The organism is Frankia alni ACN14a (assembly GCF_000058485.1).
GTDB lineage: Bacteria > Actinomycetota > Actinomycetes > Frankiales > Frankiaceae > Frankia > Frankia alni.
The window spans coordinates 2,889,165-2,911,536 of record NC_008278.1 but is presented as its reverse complement, the minus strand read 5'-3'; the positions used below and the strand labels follow the sequence as shown (position 1 = coordinate 2,911,536).

The window sequence follows — 22,372 nt, the reverse complement described above, 5'->3', positions numbered from 1 at the left end:
GATGGGCACGCGGCTGGCACGGACCATGACGGCGCTGCTGGGCGCGCTCGCGCTGCTCACCGCGATCGGAGGACCGGCCTCCAGCGGCGCGGGCGCCACGGTAGGCCTGCAGGCCGACACGGTCACCTGCACCACGGACACCGCCGGGTACTGCACCGTGCGCACGGGGCTGCTCCAGCAGCCGGCGGCGGTCCGGGTGGAGACCGCGCTGCCGGCCCTACACGCAGTCGACCAGGTCACCCCGGCCAGCTTCCGGGTGCGGTTCCTGGGGGTCACCGGCAACCCCCAGGCATCCACCCCCGTGCGCTTCGCGTACACGGCTGTGCTGGGCCGACCCGAGACGCCGCTCGGCCCACCGGGCTCTCCTACCGTCTCCCCGTCCCCCACGACGTCCCCGCCGGCCGGCCCCACCGGGCCGGTGGGGCAGACAGGGGCCTGGACCCTGCCGTTCGCGGATGACTTCACCGGCACCGCGCTGGACCTGAGCCGGTGGGTACTGTGCAACCCGTCGTTTTCCAGCTCCTGCCAGCCGTACAACCGCGAGCAGGAGACCTACAACACCGCCCCGACCGGCAACGACAATGTGTCCGTCTCCGGGGGACAACTGCACCTGACGGCCACGCAATCCGGCGGGAAGATCTATTCGGGGATGGTGTCCACGGGCCCGGACGTGTTCGGGGCCAACAATCCCGGCTATCACCCGTTCCAGTTCACCTACGGCTACTACGAGGGGCGGGTGCGCGTCCCGAGCGGCAACGGTTTCTGGCCATCGCTGTGGATGTTGCCGGACCAGCGTGTGTACGGCGGCTGGCCGGATTCCGGCGAGGAGGATGTGTTCGAGATCGCTGGGAACGATCCGACCACCGTCCACCTCACCGAGCATGATGCGGTCAGCGGTCAGGCCGGAGACACTGCCACGGCTACCATCACGGGTCCCGATACTGCGGCCAATTTTCATGTCTACGGCTTCGACTGGGAACCGGACCATTTGTCCTGGTACATCGACGGCCACCGAGCCCGGCTGTCGATCTGCACGGAGATCTATGCCGCGAATCATCCCGGGGAATGCAACGGGTATCACGATCCTGCGGCGTTCAAAGCCTATCCGTTCTACCTGATCGCGAATTTGAGTGTCGGTGGGAACTGGCCGCCGCTGCACGGCGGGCCTGATAGCACCACGCGGTTTCCGGCCTCGATGGACATTGACTATTTGCGTGTCTGGCAGCGCGTATGAGCGGGGGCTGGAAGGTGACACGGGTGCGCAGGGTCCGACGCTGGTGGGGCGGCCGGCCTGCGGTCTTCGCCACGGTCGGGATGCTGGTGGCAGCCGGGGTGGGGGTGACGGTAGGGACCGCCCTGCCGCAGCAGCCGCGGCAGGTCACGGCCACCGTCGCGTTGCAGGCCGACACGGTCACCTGCACCACCGACCCCTCCGGCTACTGCACGGTCGGGCTGCAGATGCTGCCGGTGCCGGCAGCGGTGGTGGTGGAACCGACCGCCCCACTGATCCACGCGGTCGACCAGGTCACCGCGAGTGCCTTCCGCGTGCAGTTCCTGACCTCGACTGGTGCGCCGGCGGCCAGCCGGCAGATCACCTTCGGGTACACCGCCTACGCAGGAGGCAATCCGGGGCCGGGGCCGGCCCCGACCTCGACAGCGCCGACCGTGACCCCGACCGGGGCACCGGTGCTGTCCACCACCATCGAGGACACCGCGATCGGGACGACCACCAACACGGTGTCCTACACCCCGGCCGCGAACTGGCATCAGTGCGCCGCCGGCTGCAACACCGCCGTGGCCAGCACCGCGAACAGCTCCTACCGATGGGCCTCGGCCACCGGGGACAAGGTGACGATCACCTGGGCCGGGGTGCAGCTGAAGGTCTACGGCGTCAAGGAACCCCAGGGCGGCATCGACAGCATCGCCACCGACGGGGCCGGCCAAGGCACGGCCGACTGGTATCGCGCGGCAGGGCAGGCCCCGGACCTGGTGTGGACCTCACCGGTCCTGGCCAGCGGCAACCACACCACCATCATCACCCTGACGGGACAGCACAACCCCCAGGCGACCGGCGGGCCGACGCTGACCTTCGACAAGGCCGACGTGTACTCCGTCGGGGTCGCCCCCACCACGACCCCGTCCGCGTCCCCGTCGGTGTCCCCGACCGGCGGTGGCGGTGCGGGCAACGGCCCGCTGTCCGGGCTGCCGTGGCTGTCCGGGATCAACGGCGGAGATCAGGTCCAAGGGTTCGGGAACTGGCGGGGCCGCGCGGTCGACCTGGACCTGGCCTACACCGACCGGACCTCCTGGGGCGGGGTCACCAACAGCGCGTGGATGTTCAACGCGGTCGGCGGCTGGCCGGGCCGCATGTCGATCAGCCAGCCGCTGTTCCCGCAGAACGTCGGGGCCAGTATCGGGGCCTGCGCCAGCGGGGCCTATGACTCCTACTGGCGGCAGTTCGGCACGGTGCTGGTCAACAACGGTCGCGCGAACTCCATCGTCAGGGTGGGCTGGGAGTTCAACGGCACCTATATGTACTGGCATCCCGACAACGACGCTGGACCGTTCATCGGCTGCTTCCAGAAGATCTCAACGGCGATCCGGGCCACCGACCCGCAGGTGGTGATCGACTGGACGATCAACGGGCACAGTACCCCGCCGGGGGTGTGCGGCGGAAGCGCCTTCAACTGCTATCCGGGCGACGCCTACGTGGACGTGATCGGCACCGACAACTACGACCACTACCCCCCGTCCCCGAATCAGGCCGCATGGAATTCCTCCTGCAACGCCTCGGAAGGTATCTGTTCGGTCCTGACGTTCGCCAGGAACCATCACAAGCTGTTCTCCGTGGGCGAGTGGGGGATCAACCACAATCCCACCGCGGTTGGCCAGGGTAACGCCGGAGGCGACAACCCCTTCTACATCCACCGCATGTGGGATCTGTTCCAGTCCGCGAAAGGCACTCTGCTCTATGAAGCCTATTTCGACGACTGTGAGCAGACCAACGTCGCCTCCACGCTGTACCGGTCCTGCGGACCGAACAATCCGCAGGCCTCCGCGGCCTATCTCAGTCACTACCACCCATGAGAGGAGGGTGGGATGACCGAGTCCGCTGCGTCCCCGGCCCCTGGGGAATGGGCGGCTGACCATGGACGGTTCCGATCCGCTCGGCCCCCTGCTGAGCCAGGGCATCCTCGGCGTGGTCCTCGTGCTGGTGATCTCCCTGGGCGTGCGGGTCTACCGGGAGATGAAAGCGGTGCACGCCCGGGAACTCGAGGCACGGGACGCCCAGATCGCGGCGCTGCGGGAGGACAGGGCCGCAGTCGAGGCGGCGCTGGCGGAGGAGACCAGGTTCGTGCGGGACGAGGTCATGCCGGCGCTGACACGGTCGGTGGATCTGGCCCAGGAGTACGTGGAAGTGCTCTCCCGGCGCGCGCAGGGCGGGCCATGACCGATAACCCGGCAGTGCGCGCCCAGGTCCTCGATGCCCGGCAGGTGCTGGCCGAGGCACGGCGGATCTGCCGGGAGTTGACCGCCGTCCTGACTGGCCTGGCCGCTCTGGCGGACCAGACGCATGATCCCCACCACAGCCCGCAGGAAGGGGGCGGCGGTGTCTGAATCCCGACGCAACGTGGCCGGCGAGGCCGGCGGGCTGCCAACCGCCGTACGCCAGCTCACCACCGACATGGCCGCTCTCACCACCAGCATCGACCGGCTGGAGGCCACCACCGCGGCCGCCACCCAGCGGGCCCGGCGGCGCATCGCCGTGCTGCTGGTCGCGGTGCTGCTGCTGGCCGCAGCCGCGGCCAGCATCGGAGGGATCCAGCACCGCAACCAGAGCGAGTTCCGCCGGGTCCGGGCCGGGTTGATCGAGGCATGCCAGGCCCGGCAGGCCTCCGACGCCGCGTTGCGCGCGAAGAACCAGCAGTTGCGCGACGACGCCCACGGCTTGGCCGAGGAGATGGCCGGCGGGCCGTACGCAGACCGACTGGGCCCGGTGATCACCTACCTGCGTCAGGAAACCGCGGCCTACCAGGCGTATCTGGCGGCGATCCCGCAGCCGGTGAACTGCACGGTGAGGTACCGGCGATGACCGTTCTGGTGCCCTCCTTCACCTGGCGGCCGGTGGACGCCCACTACCAGCAGGCCATGCGGCCGATCGGTCTGGTGCTGCACGTCGCGCAGGCCGCCGGCAGCCTGTACGGGGCGTTCTCCCATCCGGACAGCACCACGTCGTCTCACCTGTGGGCCGGGATGAACGGCGAGCGTGAGCAGTACGTCTCCCTGGACCAGCCAGCCTGGGCCCAGATGGCCGGCAACCGGCTGTATGCCTCCATCGAGACCGCTGGATGGTCCGACCAGCCGTTGACCGCCGCGCAGCTGGAGACCGTGGCGGTGGCCTACGCCACCGGGATGGTCATCTACGGATGGCCGGCGCAGGCCACGGACACCCCGGGGGCGCCCGGACTGATCCTGCACTCCGCCGGCGGGGCGGCGTGGGGCAACCACGCCTGTCCGGGCCCGATCCGCGCCGCGCAGCGCCCGGCGATCCTCACCCGCGCCCAGCAGATCGTTCAGGAGCTCACCATGCCCGCAGAGCAGATCACCCCGGATCAGGAGCGGGACATCGCCGCCGGCTCGGCCGCGGCGACGCTCAGCTTGCTGTGGACCCAGATGCAGGACGCGGCCCTTCAGGCTCAGCAGCCCCTGCGGCAGGCCACCCCCGGCGGGGCCCTCTACGCCACCTACCGCAAGGCCGGCCGGTTGGAGGCGGGGGTGAGCTGGCTGATCGACAGCGTCGAGGCGATCGCCGTCCACTTCGGGGTTCCGCTGCCGCCTCGGCCGCCGGACTGGCCGCCCCCTACCGCCGCCACTACCTCATACCCACTCACCCAGGAGTGACCATGAACGTGCGTCCGGGTCTACTGACCTCGGAGGGGATCAGCATGCTGATCACCCAGGTGCTGGCCGTCATCGCCTTGGTCGACCCCGGCATCGGGGACGTCCACCGCTTCGACGGGCTGGTTCAGGCCCTGGGGGTGGTCGCATCAGCAATCGCCACCGCCTTCTACTCCCATGCCCGCAGCCAGGTGAAGGCCGCGGCCCTGCACGCGCCGGCCCGCAGCAGCGCGCCGTCCGGACGGGAGATCTGACCATGGTCGGCGACATCAAGATCCTGGACTGGACGGGCAGCCGGTATCCACTGGGCCGCCACTTCCATCTCGATCCCCGTTCCCTGGCCTACTCCCACCAGGTGCTGCCCGAATCTGCGCTGCACAGCGTGGAATGGACCCGCCGGGTGCCGATCTTCGATCAGGGACAGCTGGGGTCCTGCGTGGGAAACGCGGTCGCCGGGATCGTCGGCACGGACGCCGCGGGCTACACCGGGCGCACCACCGTCACCCTCACCGCCGACAAGTACGGCATCCTGCGCGCCGGCAGCCGCCAGGTCGACGAGAAGCTGGCGGTCGACTTCTATCATCTGGCCACCTGGCTGGACGACGTCAACGGCCACTGCCCACCCACCGACACCGGCAGCACCGGCCTGGGCGGCGCCAAGGCATTGCAAGCAGCCGGGCTGATGCGCCGCTACACCCATGCCTTCGATACTCAGGCGTTGCGCTCCGCGTTGCAGTCCGGGCCGGTCGCCGCCGGCACTCTCTGGCTGAATTCCATGTTCGAGCCGGACCGCAACGGGTTGATCCCGGTGGATCGGTCCAGCGGCCTGGCCGGCGGCCATGAGTACGACATCATCGCGTGGGATGCCCCCCACGACCGGTACCGACTCGCGAACTCCTGGGGGGCGAGCTGGGGGCAGGGAGGATATGCATACCTGGCCGGCACGGACATGGCCTGGCTGCTAGCCCAGCAGGGCGACATTGTCGTACCCCGGCTCGCCGGCACGTGAGCTGGCGAGCTCGGCAGGGTCGTCACCGGCTCCTGCGAGCAGGAGGGGTTGCCCACTCATCCGGCCATCCGCGACGGATAAGAGCGAATTTGTTCGCTGGGATTTCCAGTCCCGCCCGTCCCACCGGGTGCAACGCTGCCAACAAGCCCACGTATATCAGATCCTCGGAGATGGCCGTCCATCGAGTTTCGCTGGCATCGGTGAGGTGGAGAAGCCCATAGCCGGTCGTGGTAGCCGGGACTCCGGCTACGCGGCACACGAGGCGGTAGGCGTCCTGCTCGAAACGCTCCAGGGTGAGATACGAATACTCTCGGGGCGTGTAAGTGGTCATCGCTGCCTCCAAGCAGTGGCGGCTGTGGGACGGCGCCGCCCCGCGCGTCGGTGCCGGACAATCGCCTCCCCGATCATGCCCGACCGCACTCTGCTGTCGGGCTCGGGGTCCCGGACGGCTGCGGACATGTCGATCGCACCTGCGATCTCCGAGGGCGTGAAGGTTCGCGCAGATGGGATGGCCTGATCGGTATGCCGATCTGTCGGACCGGCACACCGTGCGCTGGACCGGCCGGAAACAGCCATCGAACTGGCGGCTGGTAACGCCGACGGAGCACCTGCCAGCGCCATGTCGGCTCTTGGCGTGGCACATTCGCGTCGCAGGCGGACTGGCAGTGAAGGCCCGTGTGGGTGTGGTGAGCGTCCGGCAGATAGTGACCCAGAGTCACTATCTGGCCGGGGTGCCGTTGGGCGATCGACCCACGCTCTGGGCGTTTTCTGGGTGTGATCGCGAGTTCAGACAGGGTCAGACAGGGTCAGATGGAGTCAGACAGGGTCAGGATCTCAGCAGGTCATGGCCATGATCCAGCCGAAAGGTCCATATGCCGCAGCGCCCCGTGGGAGACTATGCAAATCTTCGAAGGAACCAACCAGATCCAGCGCCTAGTGATCAGCCGCCACCTCGCCCGAGGCTGATCAGAGGGCCTTCACGCTGGTCAGAGCTCCAGTTCGGGTCCGGTCGTCGGTTCGGGCTCTGCCAGGGTGATGTCCGGCGGTGTCCGGTCCAGTCCGGTCGTTTCCGGCTGTCTGCGGATAGGGCGCGGATGAGAATCCGCTGGCTCCGGAGCCAGCGAGACCTCGGGCGTCTCGCTCTCGGCGGCCAAGGCCGCGTCGATCCGCCGCCGGGCGGCCTCGTCCCCACCGGAGATGCACCTCGCGTAGACGAGCAGACACACCCGCACGGAGTGGCCCGCCCACTCCGCGACCTGAGTGACGGGGACGCCGGCGTTCAGCCAGCCGGACACGGCGGCGTGCCGCAGGTCGTAGGGCCGTCGCGCCGGCGGCGATGCCTGCTCGGCTGGCGTGAGGGCCATTTCGCGGGCCTGCCGCCACCTCGCGAGGTACCGGATCGCCTTCACCGGCCCGTCCTTTCCGACCGGAACAGTCGACCATCGGCGGTCACCCCGAACGTGTCGATATGGCGGCGCAGGATCGCGACCAGCGGCGGGTTCAACGGCACCGGCCGTACCTCCCCCTTCGCCCGGTGCTTGAGCTCGCGAGGCTGGCGCGGTCCCTCCGGAGCATCGGACCAGCGAGGCGAGATCTCAGGGTTGTTCGCGTCCACAAGTGCCTCACCCCAGCCGGATGCGGGCAGCGTCAGCTGGTCGAGACGCAGTTCCTGGAGTTCGCCGGGCCGAAGCGCGGCATGGTAGATCGTGGCGTAGAAGGCCTCAAGATCCGGGGCATTCTCCGCGACCGCCGCGAACAGGCGGCGTGCCTGGTCGGCGTTGATGACGACGCGCCGATCGACCGCAACAAGCTTACGCGGCGGCCTCCAGTCGAGACCCACGAGCGGATTGACATCCAAGTCACCACGAGCAATCGCATATTTGATCGCCATCTCGAAGACCTGCCGACGGCGGACTATGGTGTTCCCCACGGCCGGGCGGCCGTCCATCCGTCGGGACAATGCCCCGAGAGCCGCGCGAGCGACCTCTGGGTCGGCCAGGTCCGTCACCGGCCTGCTATGCCGCTCCATCCAGTCCAGCACCCCCGCCCAGCCGGCAGGCGGCGTGGCCTCACGGCTGCGCCCATCCCGACCTGTTACCGTGCGCGCGCCGGTGTTGAACGACCAGCCTGCCAGGGCCTCACGGACAAGCTCGGCGAACTCCGCCGGTACGGGAGCATCGAAAAGGGCATCCGTGACAATCCCAAGCCCCTGTGCGATCGAACGCCGACTACCAGGAGCCTGGCGCTCCTCCCACTTTGCATCCGTGAAACCCCGAGCCACCTGAGGAGTGAATTACCGGACCTCGGAGAGGCTGGGTCAGGGCATACAGGATCGCACGGGGACCCAGTGCCGGTCGGTCCACGCGTGGCGGATGTGTTTTCAGAGGATTAGTGGGTTTAGGCCGCTGGTTCGATGGTGACGGTGTAGCCGAGCTTCTCCAGTTCGCCGACGAGGGTGTTCTTTCGTTTCTCCGGGTTCCGGCGCCGGCGGGCATGCCAGTCACCACCGAGATCGCGATACTCGGTGTTGCCTGCGACGATGTGCCAGTAGGCGATGAGAATGTCGTGGCGGGTCGTCCCGATCGCTTTCTGGACCCCGCGGCGGCCCCGGACCTGGGCGTGGTGCGACGCCAGGTAGGCGTTCTTGCTCCGGGCCGCGGCCCACGCCGCCTCGGTCAACGAGGTACGTAACCGCTTGTTCCCGTGGCGGGTACGACCGGACAGCCGTTTCCCGCCCGCGGTGTGGTTCCCCGGGCAGATCCCCGCCCAGGACGCCAGATGCCCCGCGGTCGGGAACCGGGACATGTCGATCCCGACCTCGGCGAGCAGCACGATCGCGGTGACCCTACCCACCCCCGGGATCGTCTGGACCCGGTCCACCGTCTCGACAAAAGGGGCGATCATCACCTCGATCCGACGGTCGAGCTCCTCGATCTCGTCGCACAGATCGATGCGTTCCAACAGCTGGGCGGCGAGGAACCCGTGATGGCCGGAGCGGAACGTCCCCGCCAACGCCTCGCTCAGCTGGGGGATCTTCCCGCGCAGCTGGCCGCGTGCCAGCTCGGCCAGGTACTCGGGGTTCCGTTCACCGGCGATCATCTTCTCCAGGATCGCCCGGCCGGACACACCCAGCAGCTGGGAGGCCACCGACGTCAGCTTCACCCCGGCGTCCTGCATGAGCTACTCCAGCCGCTGCACCTCGCGGGTCTTCTTCTCCACGACCGTACGCCGCGCCCGGGTGAGCTCCCGCAGGTCCCGGAACGGCTTCGGGGAAACGAACGACGACCGAGCCAGGCCGTGCGCGACGAGGTCCGCGAGCCACGCCGCGTCCGCCACATCCGTTTTCCGGCCTGGTACGTTACGCACATGCGCGGCGTTGAGAAGCCAGCACTCGAACTGGTCTTCCAAGATGTGGAAGACAGGTTTCCAGTAAACCCCGGTTGATTCCATCCCCGGGATCGTGACCTTGTTCTGGGCCAGCCAGTCCGCCAGGAGCCCCAGCGACCGCCGGTCGTGGTGCACGTTCGGACCTCGACTTTCGCGGGTCCTTTCGCGGGCTGGATCCGTATCGCCGCGGCCACCGTGTCCCGATGGACGTCGAGTCCCGCGCAGCGCGGGAACACCACTTCCACCTCTGCCTCCCTTCCCAACCAGGAAACACTCTTCAGGGCGCGTTGCCCGGGGAAGCCTGAACACGGAAACCGAGGAACGCGCTCACGGCAGCAGGAACAAGTACCCCAGGCCTCCGCCGCCATATTCAAACACGGGCTCGTCCGCACCAGAGAGAGCCGACGTCGACCGGGCAACGCCCCACCATCATCCCAGCCGCGACCCAGCACCCGACAAACAGGTCACCGCAGCCCACAACATTCTCATTTGATCAGGTGGCGGCCACACCGCCAGGAATGCTCAAATCTGGTAGATAAGGGCCAGGCGCGCTGCGCACCGAGCACCCGCCCGGGTGTGAGGGAACTTCAGGGAAGTCTGAAACCGCCGAGCCGGAGGCCACGGGGAAAGTCTGCGGCGTACCCGTGGCGATGCCGCTGGGACACAGTCGGGCTCCTCCTCCTCCTCCTCCTCCGACAAACGAAATATGGTGAACGTGGGAACCGCTCTGTCCGGATTCCCGGCCGGCCGGTAGCCAGCTGGCCGGCGGGATAGACGCACCGACCGTCGAACCGGTGGGGTGGGACGGAGCCGCCGTAGTACTCCGAGCCGGGGAGAGCCCGGTGCATGGGGAAGGGCGGCAGTGGGTTCGAGAAGGGAAGGACGCTGTAATGCCGGAAGACGCGCCGCCGGATGGCGGCGCTCCACACTACTTCGCCCGCTGGCACGACCAGGGCGTGACCGAACGTGTCCACGACGCGTTACGCGACCAGCTCCGCGTGCAGGAAGGACGTGACACCGACCCGACGGCGGGGATCATCGACTCCCAGTCGGTGAAGGGCGCCGACACCGTCCCGGCGGCCAGCTGCGGCTTCGACATGGGCAAGAGAGTCGACGGCCACAAGCGATTCCTCGTCGTTGAAACCCTGGGTCTGCTGCTGGCTGTGCTGGTCGTTCCCGCGAGTACGCATGACACCGCCGGTGGGCGGCAGGTTCTTCTCGACAGTTACTTCGCCGGCCGGCGGTTACAGCTGGTGTTCGGCGATGGGATGTTCGCCGGGACGATCGTGGACTGGGCCGCCCACCCGCTTGGCCTACGGGTGCAGGTCGTGCGCCGGCCTGCGGGGCAGAAGGGCTTCAAGCTCTGGCCCCGTCGCTGGGTCGTCGAACGGACCCTGGCGTGGATCACCGCGCACCGTCGTCACGCCCGGGACTACGAACGCCGCCCCGACCACGCCGAGGCCCTGATCCGCTGGGCGATGATCGGCGTCATGGCCCGGCGGATCGACCGGCGCGCACCCGCCCGATGGTCAGGACCCCGACCGCTACAGAGAATCATCTAACCGACGATCTCAAACACCTTCTACCCAGCGAGGTCGAGGGTAGATCGCCCCCCACGTGCACGGCCGGCAGTGTGCCCCCACCCGCAGGGATGAGCCGCACCTCGACGCCCTATGGCTGTGGGTATTGCTGGCGCCGACGGCGCCGGCCCCTCGCTGGCGCCAGTCCGACAAGGAAGCCGCCTGGAACGGATCTGTCAGATTCACCCAATTATCTACGCCAACCAGCGAACCGGTCTCCAAGTATTCACTCAACTACTCAAGGTCACCGAAAGTCGGACTTCGCTAGAGCTGCATGTCTGCCGCACCCTCCGCGCCGGGGATATGCGACAAGCGATAGAAATGTGGCGAGACGGTTGCGCCAGCCTCGAGCAGACCGGTGACGGCCGAGGATGGCGAGAAGACGGGGGCAATGGTGGCAGAGATCGTTCGTCACGGTGCATGGGGCGGTCCAGGCGAGGAGGCCACCGCGGTCTATCTTCGCGATCACCTCCCCGACGACTGGACGGTTGTCTGCGGTCGTCAGATCGTCAGCGGCACGAAGACCCGCGACTCGGACTTCATCGCTGTCGGCCCGAACAGCGTCACCATCATCGAGGAGAAGTCCTGGCACGGCGAGCTCGTAGGCACCGAGGAACTCTGGTACGACCGCAAGTCCCACAAGGCGCTGGGTAGCCCGATTAGCCAGGTCAACAGTGTTGCCCGCATACTGCGCACCCGGCTCGACCGGGTGGTGCCCAAGCGCCCTGATGTTCACCTTGTCCGCCATCTCGTGGTGTTGTCCTCGTCGGACGTCAGCTTCGACATCGCCGACTCGCGCGTCCCTGACCAGGTGGCCCGCCTGGTCGGCTGCGAGCGGAAGCTGCTCGACATCGACCAGGCGATGAAGAAGCAGTTCGACCTCGGCCCGTACCGAGCGCAGATCCTGACACTGGTCAAGGGGCTGCCAGACCGCCCAGCCCGCCCAGCCCGGCTCGGCAGCTACTCGATCATCGATGAGCTCGACGCGACACCCCGCGGCCCGCGGTACGTGGCCGTGCACCCCGATGGCAGCGCACGGATCCTGTTGACCTACGTCCGCAAGGGGCTGTCGGAGAAGGAGCTCGCAGCCAGCGACAAGGAGGTCCTGCGCGAGTACGACGCGATGCGGAAGCTCGCCCCGACCGGCGTGGTCTTCCAGGTCGAGCCCTACTTCAGCGAGAACGACGACCAGTTGTGGGTTGCGCCGATGTACCTGCCCCCGGCTGACCTCAGCATGTTGCGGCAACGGATCGTGGCTGGGGACAGGCCATCGACCGCGACCTTTGCCGAGGTGGCGGCGTGCGCCTACGCGGGTCTGGCGGACATCCACGCCGCGGAGATCGTGCACCGCGCGCTGCATCCGAGCCGGATCTGGGTGCCCGAGACGTCGGACAAGGTGACCTTCTCCGACTTCCTGCTGGCGAAGTTCACCAACGCGGATGCCACGATCACCGATGTGGACGATATCGACGACCTTGGCCGCCCCTTCCGCGCGCCCGAGTGCCGCGCCTCGGGCCACGCGGCGACCTACCGGTCGGACGTCTACTCCTTGGCCGTGTGCCTCCTGGCCTGGCTCAAGCTGGACAAGGCCGACCCGCAGGGAGAACCACTGGTTCCGACGACATTGCCGGACCGCGTTCGCAACGTGCTGGCAGCCTGCATGGCGGTGAGCCCGAACGACCGACCGGACGCCCGCGAGGCCGCCGAAATGCTCGCCGGCTATCTGCGTGAGGAGCGCAAGCGCTCGGCGCGTCCCGTGCGGGGAGCGAAGGTCGACAAGTACGAACTCCTCGAGGAGCTGGGGTCCGGCGCGACCGCCATGACCTGGCTGATGATCGACCGTCGGATGGACATCCGCCACACCCTCAAGATCATGCATTCGATGGGGATGCAGGACCGGCTACGTACTGAGCTGAAGCACCTGAACAAACTCAAACACGACCGGATCGTGCGGGCCACGGACTATCTGTGGGAGCCGTTCGGCCCCGCGCTCATCGCCGAGTACGTCGAGGGCCAGACGGTCAAGAAGCTGGCCCCGACGCTGCGGGGCAACCCGGCGGCCTGCCTGAAGATCCTGCACGACATGCTCGACGCCCTCGAGTACGCCCACCAGCGCAAAGTCCTGCACCGCGACGTGTCGCCCAACAACATCATCGTGGACGCGGACGATCGGGCGACTCTGATCGACTTCGGCGTGGCCTCCGACGGCGCCGACCACAGCATCGTCGGGACCCTGCCCTACCAGGCACCGGAGATCGCTGCCGGCCGTTCGTGGTCGGACGCGGCGGACCTCTACTCCCTGGCCGTCGTGTGTTTCGAGGCGCTGACCGGTCGCTACCCCTATGAGGACAACGGCCGCTACCAGAACAAGGCCAACCTCGTCCGGCCGACGGACGAGGAGGTCTCGGCGACCGGCGGGGCAACGCTGCTCGAGGTCCTGCTCCACGGCTCCGACCCGAATCCCGACCGTCGGTTCGCATCGGCCTCGGCCTTCCGAAACGCTCTCACCCACAGCCTCGCGCAGGAGGCACAGCCGTCCTCCATCCATCCGGACGACGCGAAGATCCTCGAGGAGAGCAGGCAGGAGACCGAGACAGCCCCCGAACGGACCTGGCTCGTCAACCCGAACGTGGACGACATTCGCCAGCTGTTCCGCAACAGCCGGCTCGGAAACAGCGGTAACCGCGGCCTTGACTCCCCGTTCGCCAACCAGACCTACGTCGAGACCAGACTCGACGAGCGCCTCGTCCCGCGGATCGTGGACGGGCGGCCGAGGCTCGTCGTCTTCAGCGGCAACCCGGGTGACGGCAAGACCGCCTTCCTGGAACGCCTGAGCGCCACGCTGCTCGAGCGTGCTGCGACCGTGCTCGCTCGCGACGCGTCCGGGTGGCGGCTCGAACTCGACGGCCACGAGTTCGCGTCCGTCTACGACGCCAGTGAGTCGCACGAGGACATGTCCGCGGACGACCTGCTCCGCAGGGCACTCGAGCCGCTGACCGACCCGGCCCGTGCCACGCACTACACGGCGCTGATCGCGGCGAACGACGGGCGGCTACTCGACTTCCTCGAACGGGAGGCGGGCCGTTACCCCGAGATCGCCGACAAGCTCACCCAGACTGACGGCGACGACTCCACGGCCGAAGAGACCGGAATCGACCGGGTCGATCTGAAGAAGCGATCGATGGCGTCCACCGAGGCGGCAGCCGACTCGCTGACCGTCCGGATGCTCGACGCGCTGGTCACCGACGACCTGTGGTCCGCCTGCTCCGGCTGTCTCGCCGAGCCTCGTTGCCCGATTGTCCGTAACGCCTCCGACCTGCGCGAGCCCCAGGCCCAGGACCGTCTGCACCGGCTGGTCCTCACCTCGCACCTGCGGCGCGGCCGCCGGCCAACGATCCGGGACCTGCGCTCGGCGCTGGCCTACCTGGTGACCGTCGACCTCGGCTGCTTGGACATCCACCGGGAGTTCCGGGATGGGTTGCTCGGCCTATCGGCGCTGGATCGGCATTTCAGCGCCGCGGCCTTCAACGCCTTGGGCGGCCGCGACCGCCTGCTCGACGAGTGGCGGATGCTCGACCCTGGCGCCGTTTCCGCGCCCAGGGCGGAGCGCCTGCTCGCTCCGAAGGCGCGCACGGCCGACGAGGTCATCCGCGCGAAGCGCCGTTACTACTTCACCGCCGCGGACGAGGAACTGGCCGCAGTCGGCCACCTTGGGCCCTACCGCCATCTGGACGCGTTCACCGCGATTCTCGCGGGCAGTCCGAGCGACGAGTTCCTTGAGCCGCTGCTACGCGGGCTGTCCCGCTGCATCGGCCCGGTCGGCTACAACGACCTGGGGGTAGCGGTGTCGGTCGGCGAGCCGACGGATGACGGGGGTGCCGTCGTCAAGATCCTCCCTGCGGAAGAGTTCCGGATCGAGGCAGAGCAGCCGGACGACAGCTACGTCGAGGCCGCCGCCGACGTCTTTACTCTCCGCCACAGCAAAGGCCAGGCGGCGATGACCGTTGACGTCGACCTGTTCGAACTGCTCATGCGGGCCGCCACGGGCTACCTACCCACCAACCCCGAGGTGACGCCGCTACTGGAGGAACTCGGGCTGTTCCGGTCGCGCTTAACGTTGGAACGCGCACAAAAGGTAATCGTCATCGAGCCCAACGGGCGGCGCAACACCATCGACCTGACGGGCACGACGATCGAGCTGCTGGGAGCCGACCGATGAGGCTGTACCCGACGAAGGACCTGCGTTCGTACTCGTTTGAGAAGCTCTCCGGGTACGAGCTGAACGACTTCGATGTCGACCGGTTCCTGCCGGTGCTCTTCCAGATGGTGGTAACCCGCGGGCGTCGGCTGGGCAGCTCGGACGCGAAGCCCACCGAGGCTCGCCGCTACATCGAGGCGCTCGCGAGCCACCCGAACCTGCGTGGCTTTGACGATGAGCACGGTCGGGCGGTACTCGAACAGTGGATCAACACAACGGTCGTGCGGCTCGGCCACGAGGGACGTGGCCGTCGGGAAGTCCAGCTCGCGGCGGTCCAGCCGATCCACATTGGCGCCTACCGGGCCGGGCTTCCGGTGGGAGGTGCCCGGCACCGCAAAGTACACCTGGTCATCTACCGCCTACTGATGGATGCGCTGGTACGACGCGGCCATCCGAACCCCGCCGACGCCCTGCGGGCGCTGTTCCTCGGCGCGTTCGGGCATGGCGTGACAATTTCCGAGAAATTCGTTCCGGATTTCGACGGGGTGAGCACCGATCTCGACGCCAACGTTCTGCTCTCCCTTTACTACCTGGAGGGCTTCGCCCCGGGCAGGCTTCAGGCGAGTAGCCGGGAATTCGACTGGGATCCGATCATGCCCGGAGTCATGGTCACGCTGGGCGACCAGCTTCTCGACTTCCTGGCCGTCTATCAGAATCGGCTACCCACGATCGCACTGGCCCATCATCTCGCGGCACTGCTGAACCTGGGCCTGTTCACCACATCGCTGCGACTGTTCCACCTGGTCAACGATCTGTGTCGGGGGAACGCGGAGTCCGCCGACCTCGGCGTCGAGTACTCGGACGCGCAGACTGAGATCTACGTCGACTTCACCCGCCAGACCGGGGGCGATTCCGACCGCCTCGCCGGGGAATGCGTTGAACGGGACCTGGAACGGCTGCCGGCTTACCTCGACGGAATGCTTCTCTTGAAGACCCTCGACCGGTACGGGCGCAACGACGCCAGACTGCGGACCTACATCCAGGACCAGAAAGGGCCCGACTGGCTTCGCGGGCTACTGGCGATGCGTGAGGAGCCGCTCGTCGAGCTCCGGGCCGGCATCGAGCTTGAGCAGATCATCACGGAGACCGTGCGGCACACTGGCTGCTCCGCCGACGAGGCCAGGGTAGAGGTGGAACGGGCGACACCCAGCGGCTCGCAGCTCGACCAGGTCGTGGCAGCGATCCGCGAGTCACAGAAGAGCAGCGCGATTCAGGCCGCCCGACAGTGGTTCTGGAACACCGGCGGCATGCGCAGACAGGCCGGGCTGCTCCGGGGCAACCTACGCGGCCGACGGGCCTGGCGATACGCGATGACCGACGAACTGCTCACAACCCTGCTGCTCGGCACCCTCGTCGACCCGGCTGGCGGCGAGCCGCTGCCCAGGATGCGGCTCGCGACGCTGCTCCAGACGTTCGAGACCCGATGGGGCATATTGATCGCCAGACCACCGACGGCCCGTGCTGATGCGTCATCCCGGGCGGTCGCGACCACGAACCTCGCCGCCTTCACCGGGCGACTCCGCCAGATGGGCTTCTTCACAGATCTGTCCGATGACTTCAACGCCCAGTACGTGACCAATCCCCTCGTTCCAGCCGGAGCGCGGCGATGACTGACCTGAGCCGTCCCCTTGCCACCCGGATCGCCACGCTGCTGGTGGACGACTTCCTGCGCGGTGCCACCGCAGGCCGATGCCTGCGGCTCGACCACCTGCTCGAGTCCGACTGCCACGCCATCCGGGACGCGGCGGCCATCGTCCTCGCCCAGTTGCCGCCTTCGTCAACGGGCGGCGCGAACGCCCAGGTCGCCGTGCTGGGCACCGAGAACCGGGCCGACGACACCGTCATCTCCCCGGAACGGGCGATCGAGCTGCGCAACCGCAAGATCGCGGCGCTGCTCCTACTCGTCCCGGCCGGCGTCGACAGCCCGGCCGCCAGCAGCCTGGAGAACTCGTTCGAAGCGATCGACCTCGAGCAGTTGTTCAAGGGGATCCTGCGCGACCTCGAAAACCACCTCCCCCGCCCGCTGCGCGATACCTACGACCAGGTCCTGCAGGCGCAGTCGACCCAGCGCCGCGTGTTCCCGCTGTCGCGGCATGCCCGGGCCGAATACTTGCTGGCCCTTCACGCGGCGGCGAACGAGTCACGGGAGGACAGCATGGACAGCGCCCTCCACGCGGCCGGGGCAAACCTGCACCTGCTGGGCCTCATCCCGGATCTGGGCGGAGCGCCGTTCACCGAGCGGCTGGTGGACAACGCCGCCTGCGTCGCGGCGCTGGTCAAGCCGGCGCGGGCGCAGGATGACGCCCGGACCCGGCTACGCAACTGCCCGCTGCACCAGCACTACGACGATGCCTACCGGGCGATCGAACGGTTCATCGTCGCCGTGCCGCGGCTGTCCGAACGAACCTGGCTGCGTGAACTAGCCGCGCCGGCACATCGGGAACTCACGTTCGAGCACTGGCCACTAAACCCGTCGACGGACAGCGACCTCCTCTCACTGTATGTCAACCCGTTCGCCGTCAACGGCGTCATCCCAGCCGGAACGGGGCTTCGCGACCCCCAGGACGGCACTCTGCCGACCTGCTCGGCGAAGGGCGGCTTCGTCAAGCTCACCTGGAGCACCGAGCCCGCCAAGCCCAAGGACGTCACCAAATGGAGCGTCGAGATGCTCCCGTCGAAGGAGTTCTACGGCCCGGAGACCGACTTCGACGTGGAACTGCCGACCGCGTCCCCCAAGGGCACCGCGCACAGCAGCAAGCTCACTATCAACCTCGATCCGGAGGGCGTGGATCGCGCCCCCGCCGTCGTCGTGGTCCGCATCCAGGCGCTCGACCGAAACGGCCAGGTGCTCAAGCTCGCGGACGGAGAACCGGCACAGGCCATCAGCCAGGAGTTCGCGCTCGACAGCACCCCACCGTCGGAGAGCACCTCAGTCCGTCGGGAGAGCGCGCCGTCACTACCAATCGCCCGGCTACGGGCCGCGGCGGAGGGTGCCGAGGCGGACATCGAATCCTGCGAGGGCTGGCAGGAGTCGGACCTTGCCTATCTACAGCTGCGGTTCGGCCGCAGACACGGCGGCCGAATGTCGCTGAGCATCCCGCTGCGGGAACTTCAACAGCAGATCCTCGAAACGCCCGACAACGGCGGCCGCTATGCCGCGACGGTCCCCGCTGGCCAGCTCCTCACCCCCGAACGCACCGCCCAGGCCAGCCCCGACTGGGCGAGCGTCGCCGGCCGCGCCTTCAGTACCGTCCGCCGAGAGTTCTTCGAGGCCGTGCGCGGCCAGTCCGGTCGGGGCCTCGTCGAGGTCGCGGACTTCGACGACGAACTGACCGCACTGGCGAACAGGTACACGGCGACGTACAGCCGGATCCTTCAGCGCCGTGACGGCGCCAGCCTCGCCGACCTGCATGCGCTCACCGCCCTTGACACCCTCCGGCTGCGCGTTGTCCTCGGCCGCCGCAACACGCCGGTCGACGCCCTGGTCGTGCTGCCCACCCACCCGCTGCGGGTCGCCTGGTACGCGGCCTACTATGCCGAGTTGGAGTCATGGCGCCGCCAGCTCCGCGCCATGCCCGCCAGAGAACGCGCAGCCCAGGTAGACCTGGAGCTGCTGGCTCGGCTCAGCCCGGCCCGGGTACCGTTCCTGCTCAACAACGACGCTGGCGCGCCCTACGTCTTCACCCAGAACCTGCGGCTCCTGCACGGCCTCTATCTGCCGGTCGACGAGTCCGACCCGGCTACGGCGGTGAGTGAGATCATCAACGCGCTCGGCCTGCCGGCCTCGGATGTCAGCGTCGGCGAGGTTCCAGCAAGCCGGCTCGCCGACCGGGTGCGGCTCTACCGCGGCACTCACCAGCATCCGGCGCGGCTTCGGATCCTCGCGACGAATCCTGGCAGCGGCGCGTTCCTCGCCGACGCGTTGAGCATCGTGACCACGGAGCAGGACGAGGACTCCGTCAACGGCGAGGCCGAGAGCTCGCTGCCCCCGCACCTGTACATCCAGGCGTTCGGCGAAGGCGCGTCCGAGACCAGCCCGCTGCCGGCGCTGCGCGAACTGCAACGGGACCTGCTGGAGACCCGTTCCCGGACCCGCCGCGGGCGGGGATTCCTCGACCCGGAGCTGGAGCTGTCCGTCGCCCCACTCCAGGAGATCGACGCGGCCCACGACGCCCACCTGGCGGTGCTCACCGACCTCAGCCGACCCGAGCTGGTCATCGCGCGCACCGCTCCCGCGGTAGGCAGCATGTCCTTCCACGGGCTGATCACACGACCGGTCACCGAACGCGACCCGGAGGGCGGGTGGGTCACAGGCATCGACTTTCCCACAGCCCGTGGCGCCGAGGTGACCGAAATCCACCGGCGGTTCGCCGAAGCCGTGACCACCCTGTTCGTCGCCGCGTCGAGCGTTCCGGCCGACGCCGCGGCGTCGGCCCCGGCAACGACCGGTGTCGTGCCACTGCCCGACCCCTTCGACACTGATGCGACCGTCCTCCTCACCACCCAGTCCTTGGCGGTTCCCGTCCCGCCCGCAACCGATGGGCCTCCCCCGGCCAGCGCGGAGCCGCGAGGCGCCGCAGCGGATGCCCGGGTTCGCATGGAGGTCTCAGGGATGACCAAGCACATCCTTGACATCGCGCACGAGCGATGCGATTGGGTCATCGTCCTCGACCGGTTCCTCGGGTTGGACTCCTTCGACGACCCGTCGGCCCGCACCGCGAGCGGCCGCCGCTACATCCTCGACTACGCTCCGGAGTTCCTCGACGGCATTGGCCAGCAGATGGCCATCACGACCGCATACCGCGCCGACGTCGAGAAAATGTTCTACAAGGCGATGATCGAGCTCGGCTTCACCCGGCCCGACGAGTCGGTCTCGTCGGTGATCGACGAGCTGCTACTCGTTTCCGGCCGGCTGGTCCTAGCCGCAACCGGGGACGACAACCGCGCGAAGGAGGCCGTGGCGCTCGCGGCGGTCGTCGCGCATCTGCGGCGGCGCGGCGAACTCGAGAACACCATCGTCATCCCCGTCGACGCGCACCCCGAACTGTTCGGCGTCCACGCGCAGCGGCAGTCCCAGGCCACCCAGCAGCAGGCCCGCCGCTGCGACCTCCTTCTGGTCCGGTTCCCCTCCAGCCGGCGGGTCAGCATTGAGGCGGTCGAGGTCAAGTCCCGCGGCATGCTCGGCAGCGAGGACCTGGGCCGTGACATCGCCAGCCAGGTTCTCCGCACAAACGAGCTCGTCGAGGGGCTGTTCTTCAAGGAGCCGGCGCGTATCGACCGACCCCTGCAGCGCGCCCGGCTCGCTTCGCTGCTGCGCTTCTACCTACGCCGGGCGGTACGGCGCGGCCTGGTCACCAACGAGGCCGAGTTCCACCGCGCGACCGAGGCCATCGAGCGGCTGGACAACGCCGGTCTGACCATCGACTACCGCGGGAGTGGCTACATCGTCGTGCTCCACGCGGATGGGACAGCGGACTTCCAGGTCGACGGCGTCCGCATCCGCAGCCTCACCGCCAACAACCTGGGCGCCGACGACCCTGCTGGGGCTGGCGTCCAGCCCGCAGGTTATGTCCTACCGCCGTGCGGCGCCGATGCGCTCACCGTCCTACCGCCAGCCCAGCGGGCGGCTTCCGAAGAAACTGAAGCGCTGGCGGAGACCACCCAGGCGCCACACCGCCCCGACGACGTACTGTCACCACACCACGACCAGGCTGACACGGGGGTGCCGGATACCGGGATCCATGGCGACGGCCGGCCAGTTCCCACCCCAGAAGTCCCAGAGCCTGCGGCTCCAGACCCACTGAGGACCGCACGGGTCACCCTGGGCCGGACCCTGCCGCCCGAAGAAGAGATCGTCTGGGAGGCAAGCACCAGCGGCAGCCCACATCTGTTCATCCTCGGAATTCCAGGCCAGGGCAAGTCTGAGACGACGATCCGGCTCCTGCAGGGAGCTGCAGCCGACGGCCTGCCGGCTCTGGTTATCGACTTCCATGGCCAGTTCGGCACCGACGCCCGCCGGCCCCCATCACTGCGGGTCTACAACGCGACCGATGGGCTGCCGTTCTCACCATTCGAGATCACGGACGGCAGCGGCAGGTTCGCCTACCGGATCAACGCGACGTCCATCTCCGAGATCTTCGGCTATGTCTGCGGACTTGGGGACATCCAGCGCGACGTCTTCTATCAGGCGCTGGCGAAGGCCTATGAGGACCGCGGCCACGGCGGGCCCACCCCGGCCGGGATCCCGACCCTCGACGAGGTCCGGGACAACATCGCCGCGCTAGAGAAGGAGCGAGGTGTGCAGAACGTACTCGCGCGCTGCCGCCCGCTCCTCGAGTACGGTCTGTTCACCGACAGCGCCGGGGCCAAGATTCAGGATCTTATCCGTGAGGGCTTGGTCGTCGACCTGCACGGCTTCGCCGAGGTCGAACAAGCGCAGATCGCCGCCGGCGCCTTCCTGCTCCGCAAGGTCTACCGGGACATGTTCTCCTGGGGCCAGACCGGAGAACTCCGCCTCGCGATCGTCCTCGACGAGGCGCACCGCCTCGCCAAGGACGCGACCCTGCCGAAGCTGATGAAGGAGGGACGGAAGTTCGGCGTGGCCGTCATCGTCGCGAGCCAGGGCATCGACGACTTCCACCCCGACGTCCTCGCCAACGCCGGCACCAAGATTGTCTTTCGGATGAACTACCCTCAGTCACGGAAGGCTGCCGGCTTCCTGCACACACGGGCAGGTAAGGACCTGTCCGAGGACCTGGAACAGCTTCCTGTCGGCGATGCCTACATCCAGACACCGATCATGACCACAGCCCGGCGCACCCGCATGCTTCGCCCCGAGGGGAGCCCGAAGTACCCAGAGAGATAGAGGCCACACCCCCAGGCTGAAACCGGAACGTCGGGCCAGGACAAGGCGGCTGATCGCACCCACCATGTCGTGCGTGGCCTTCGAGTCCCCGGCCAGAGGCGCGCCGCCGTTCATCTGGGCGCTACTGACCCAAGGGATCCGGCTCAGGGCGCGGAGAAGACCAGCCGACCCAGCAGGACGGCAGCCTGCTGCTCGAACACGATGCCGGTCCGTCCGGCGGGTCGGCTGCTGTGCCCGGCGGCTGGCATCCTTACCTGTGTGGAGATCCCGGCAGCGGCCATCGACGCACAGCCAACCGCAGCAAGTCCCCCGACGGGCCTCCCACCGCAGCCCCCATGTCGCCCATCGACGCGAACCTCTGCTCCAGCCAGATG

General features: G+C 68.1%; 14 protein-coding genes and 1 pseudogene. 12 read left to right on the top strand and 3 right to left on the bottom strand.

What is annotated here, in order from left to right; translation table 11 throughout:
* Position 1: 1 nt before the first annotated feature.
* The 8 genes from FRAAL_RS11595 to FRAAL_RS11565 all read left to right on the top strand — a co-directional run bounded on the left by FRAAL_RS11595 (position 2) and on the right by FRAAL_RS11565 (position 5,908).
* The gene (locus tag FRAAL_RS11595; RefSeq protein ID WP_011603817.1) at positions 2–1,234 is read left to right on the top strand and encodes a glycoside hydrolase family 16 protein; all 1,233 of its coding nucleotides are present in this window, start codon (positions 2–4) and stop codon (positions 1,232–1,234) included.
* A 23-nt stretch (positions 1,235–1,257) separates the two neighbouring features.
* Positions 1,258–3,087 carry a beta-mannanase gene (locus FRAAL_RS30405; protein ID WP_157892055.1) on the top strand — a complete coding sequence of 610 codons (1,830 nt, stop codon included), beginning with the start codon at positions 1,258–1,260 and terminating at the stop codon, positions 3,085–3,087.
* 61 nt (positions 3,088–3,148) lie between these two features.
* Positions 3,149–3,451 carry a hypothetical protein gene (locus FRAAL_RS11585; protein ID WP_011603815.1) on the top strand — a complete coding sequence of 101 codons (303 nt, stop codon included), beginning with the start codon at positions 3,149–3,151 and terminating at the stop codon, positions 3,449–3,451.
* Positions 3,448–3,618 (top strand): hypothetical protein, encoded by a 171-nt coding sequence (locus tag FRAAL_RS32935; protein WP_157892054.1) that lies wholly within the window; start codon positions 3,448–3,450, stop codon positions 3,616–3,618. The genes FRAAL_RS11585 and FRAAL_RS32935 overlap by 4 nt, the downstream gene beginning before the upstream one ends.
* Positions 3,611–4,093, top strand: coding sequence for a hypothetical protein (locus FRAAL_RS32930; RefSeq protein WP_157892053.1), 483 nt, complete (start codon positions 3,611–3,613; stop codon positions 4,091–4,093). Before FRAAL_RS32935 ends, FRAAL_RS32930 begins: the two co-directional genes overlap by 8 nt.
* Entirely contained in the window at positions 4,090–4,902 is an 813-nt protein-coding gene (locus FRAAL_RS30400) for a peptidoglycan recognition protein family protein (protein ID WP_050997097.1), read from the top strand. The genes FRAAL_RS32930 and FRAAL_RS30400 overlap by 4 nt, the downstream gene beginning before the upstream one ends.
* Positions 4,903–4,904: 2 nt before the next feature.
* A complete protein-coding gene (locus tag FRAAL_RS11570) occupies positions 4,905–5,153 on the top strand; it encodes a hypothetical protein (protein ID WP_041939174.1) in 249 nt (82 codons plus the stop codon).
* Positions 5,154–5,155: 2 nt separating this feature from the next.
* Complete coding sequence (locus FRAAL_RS11565) at positions 5,156–5,908, top strand: C1 family peptidase (protein WP_011603810.1); 753 nt, start codon at positions 5,156–5,158, stop codon at positions 5,906–5,908.
* Positions 5,909–6,894: 986 nt separating this feature from the next.
* Here the strand turns inward: FRAAL_RS11565 and FRAAL_RS34835 are convergent.
* The 3 genes and pseudogenes from FRAAL_RS34835 to FRAAL_RS36265 form a co-directional block, all read right to left on the bottom strand.
* Positions 6,895–7,317, bottom strand: coding sequence for a site-specific integrase (locus tag FRAAL_RS34835; protein WP_011603807.1), 423 nt, complete (start codon positions 7,315–7,317; stop codon positions 6,895–6,897).
* Positions 7,314–7,856, bottom strand: coding sequence for a site-specific integrase (locus tag FRAAL_RS34830; RefSeq protein WP_050997096.1), 543 nt, complete (start codon positions 7,854–7,856; stop codon positions 7,314–7,316). Before FRAAL_RS34830 ends, FRAAL_RS34835 begins: the two co-directional genes overlap by 4 nt.
* 449 nt (positions 7,857–8,305) lie before the next feature.
* Positions 8,306–9,540, bottom strand: a pseudogene (locus tag FRAAL_RS36265) (IS110 family RNA-guided transposase).
* A 645-nt stretch (positions 9,541–10,185) separates the two neighbouring features.
* On the opposite strand from FRAAL_RS36265, the gene FRAAL_RS11550 reads away from it, so the two are divergent.
* The 4 genes from FRAAL_RS11550 (at position 10,186) to FRAAL_RS11535 (ending at position 21,998) form a co-directional block, all read left to right on the top strand.
* Positions 10,186–10,857, top strand: coding sequence for an IS5 family transposase (locus FRAAL_RS11550; RefSeq protein ID WP_011603802.1), 672 nt, complete (start codon positions 10,186–10,188; stop codon positions 10,855–10,857).
* 376 nt (positions 10,858–11,233) lie between these two features.
* Positions 11,234–15,094 carry a methylation-associated defense system protein kinase MAD6 gene (mads6, locus tag FRAAL_RS11545; protein WP_011603800.1) on the top strand — a complete coding sequence of 1,287 codons (3,861 nt, stop codon included), beginning with the start codon at positions 11,234–11,236 and terminating at the stop codon, positions 15,092–15,094.
* Entirely contained in the window at positions 15,091–16,743 is a 1,653-nt protein-coding gene (gene mads7, locus FRAAL_RS11540; RefSeq protein WP_011603799.1) for a methylation-associated defense system protein MAD7, read from the top strand. Before mads6 ends, mads7 begins: the two co-directional genes overlap by 4 nt.
* Positions 16,740–21,998: an ATP-binding protein gene (locus tag FRAAL_RS11535; RefSeq protein ID WP_011603798.1), complete on the top strand. Its 5,259-nt coding sequence runs from the start codon at positions 16,740–16,742 to the stop codon at positions 21,996–21,998. Before mads7 ends, FRAAL_RS11535 begins: the two co-directional genes overlap by 4 nt.
* Positions 21,999–22,372 lie beyond the last annotated feature (374 nt).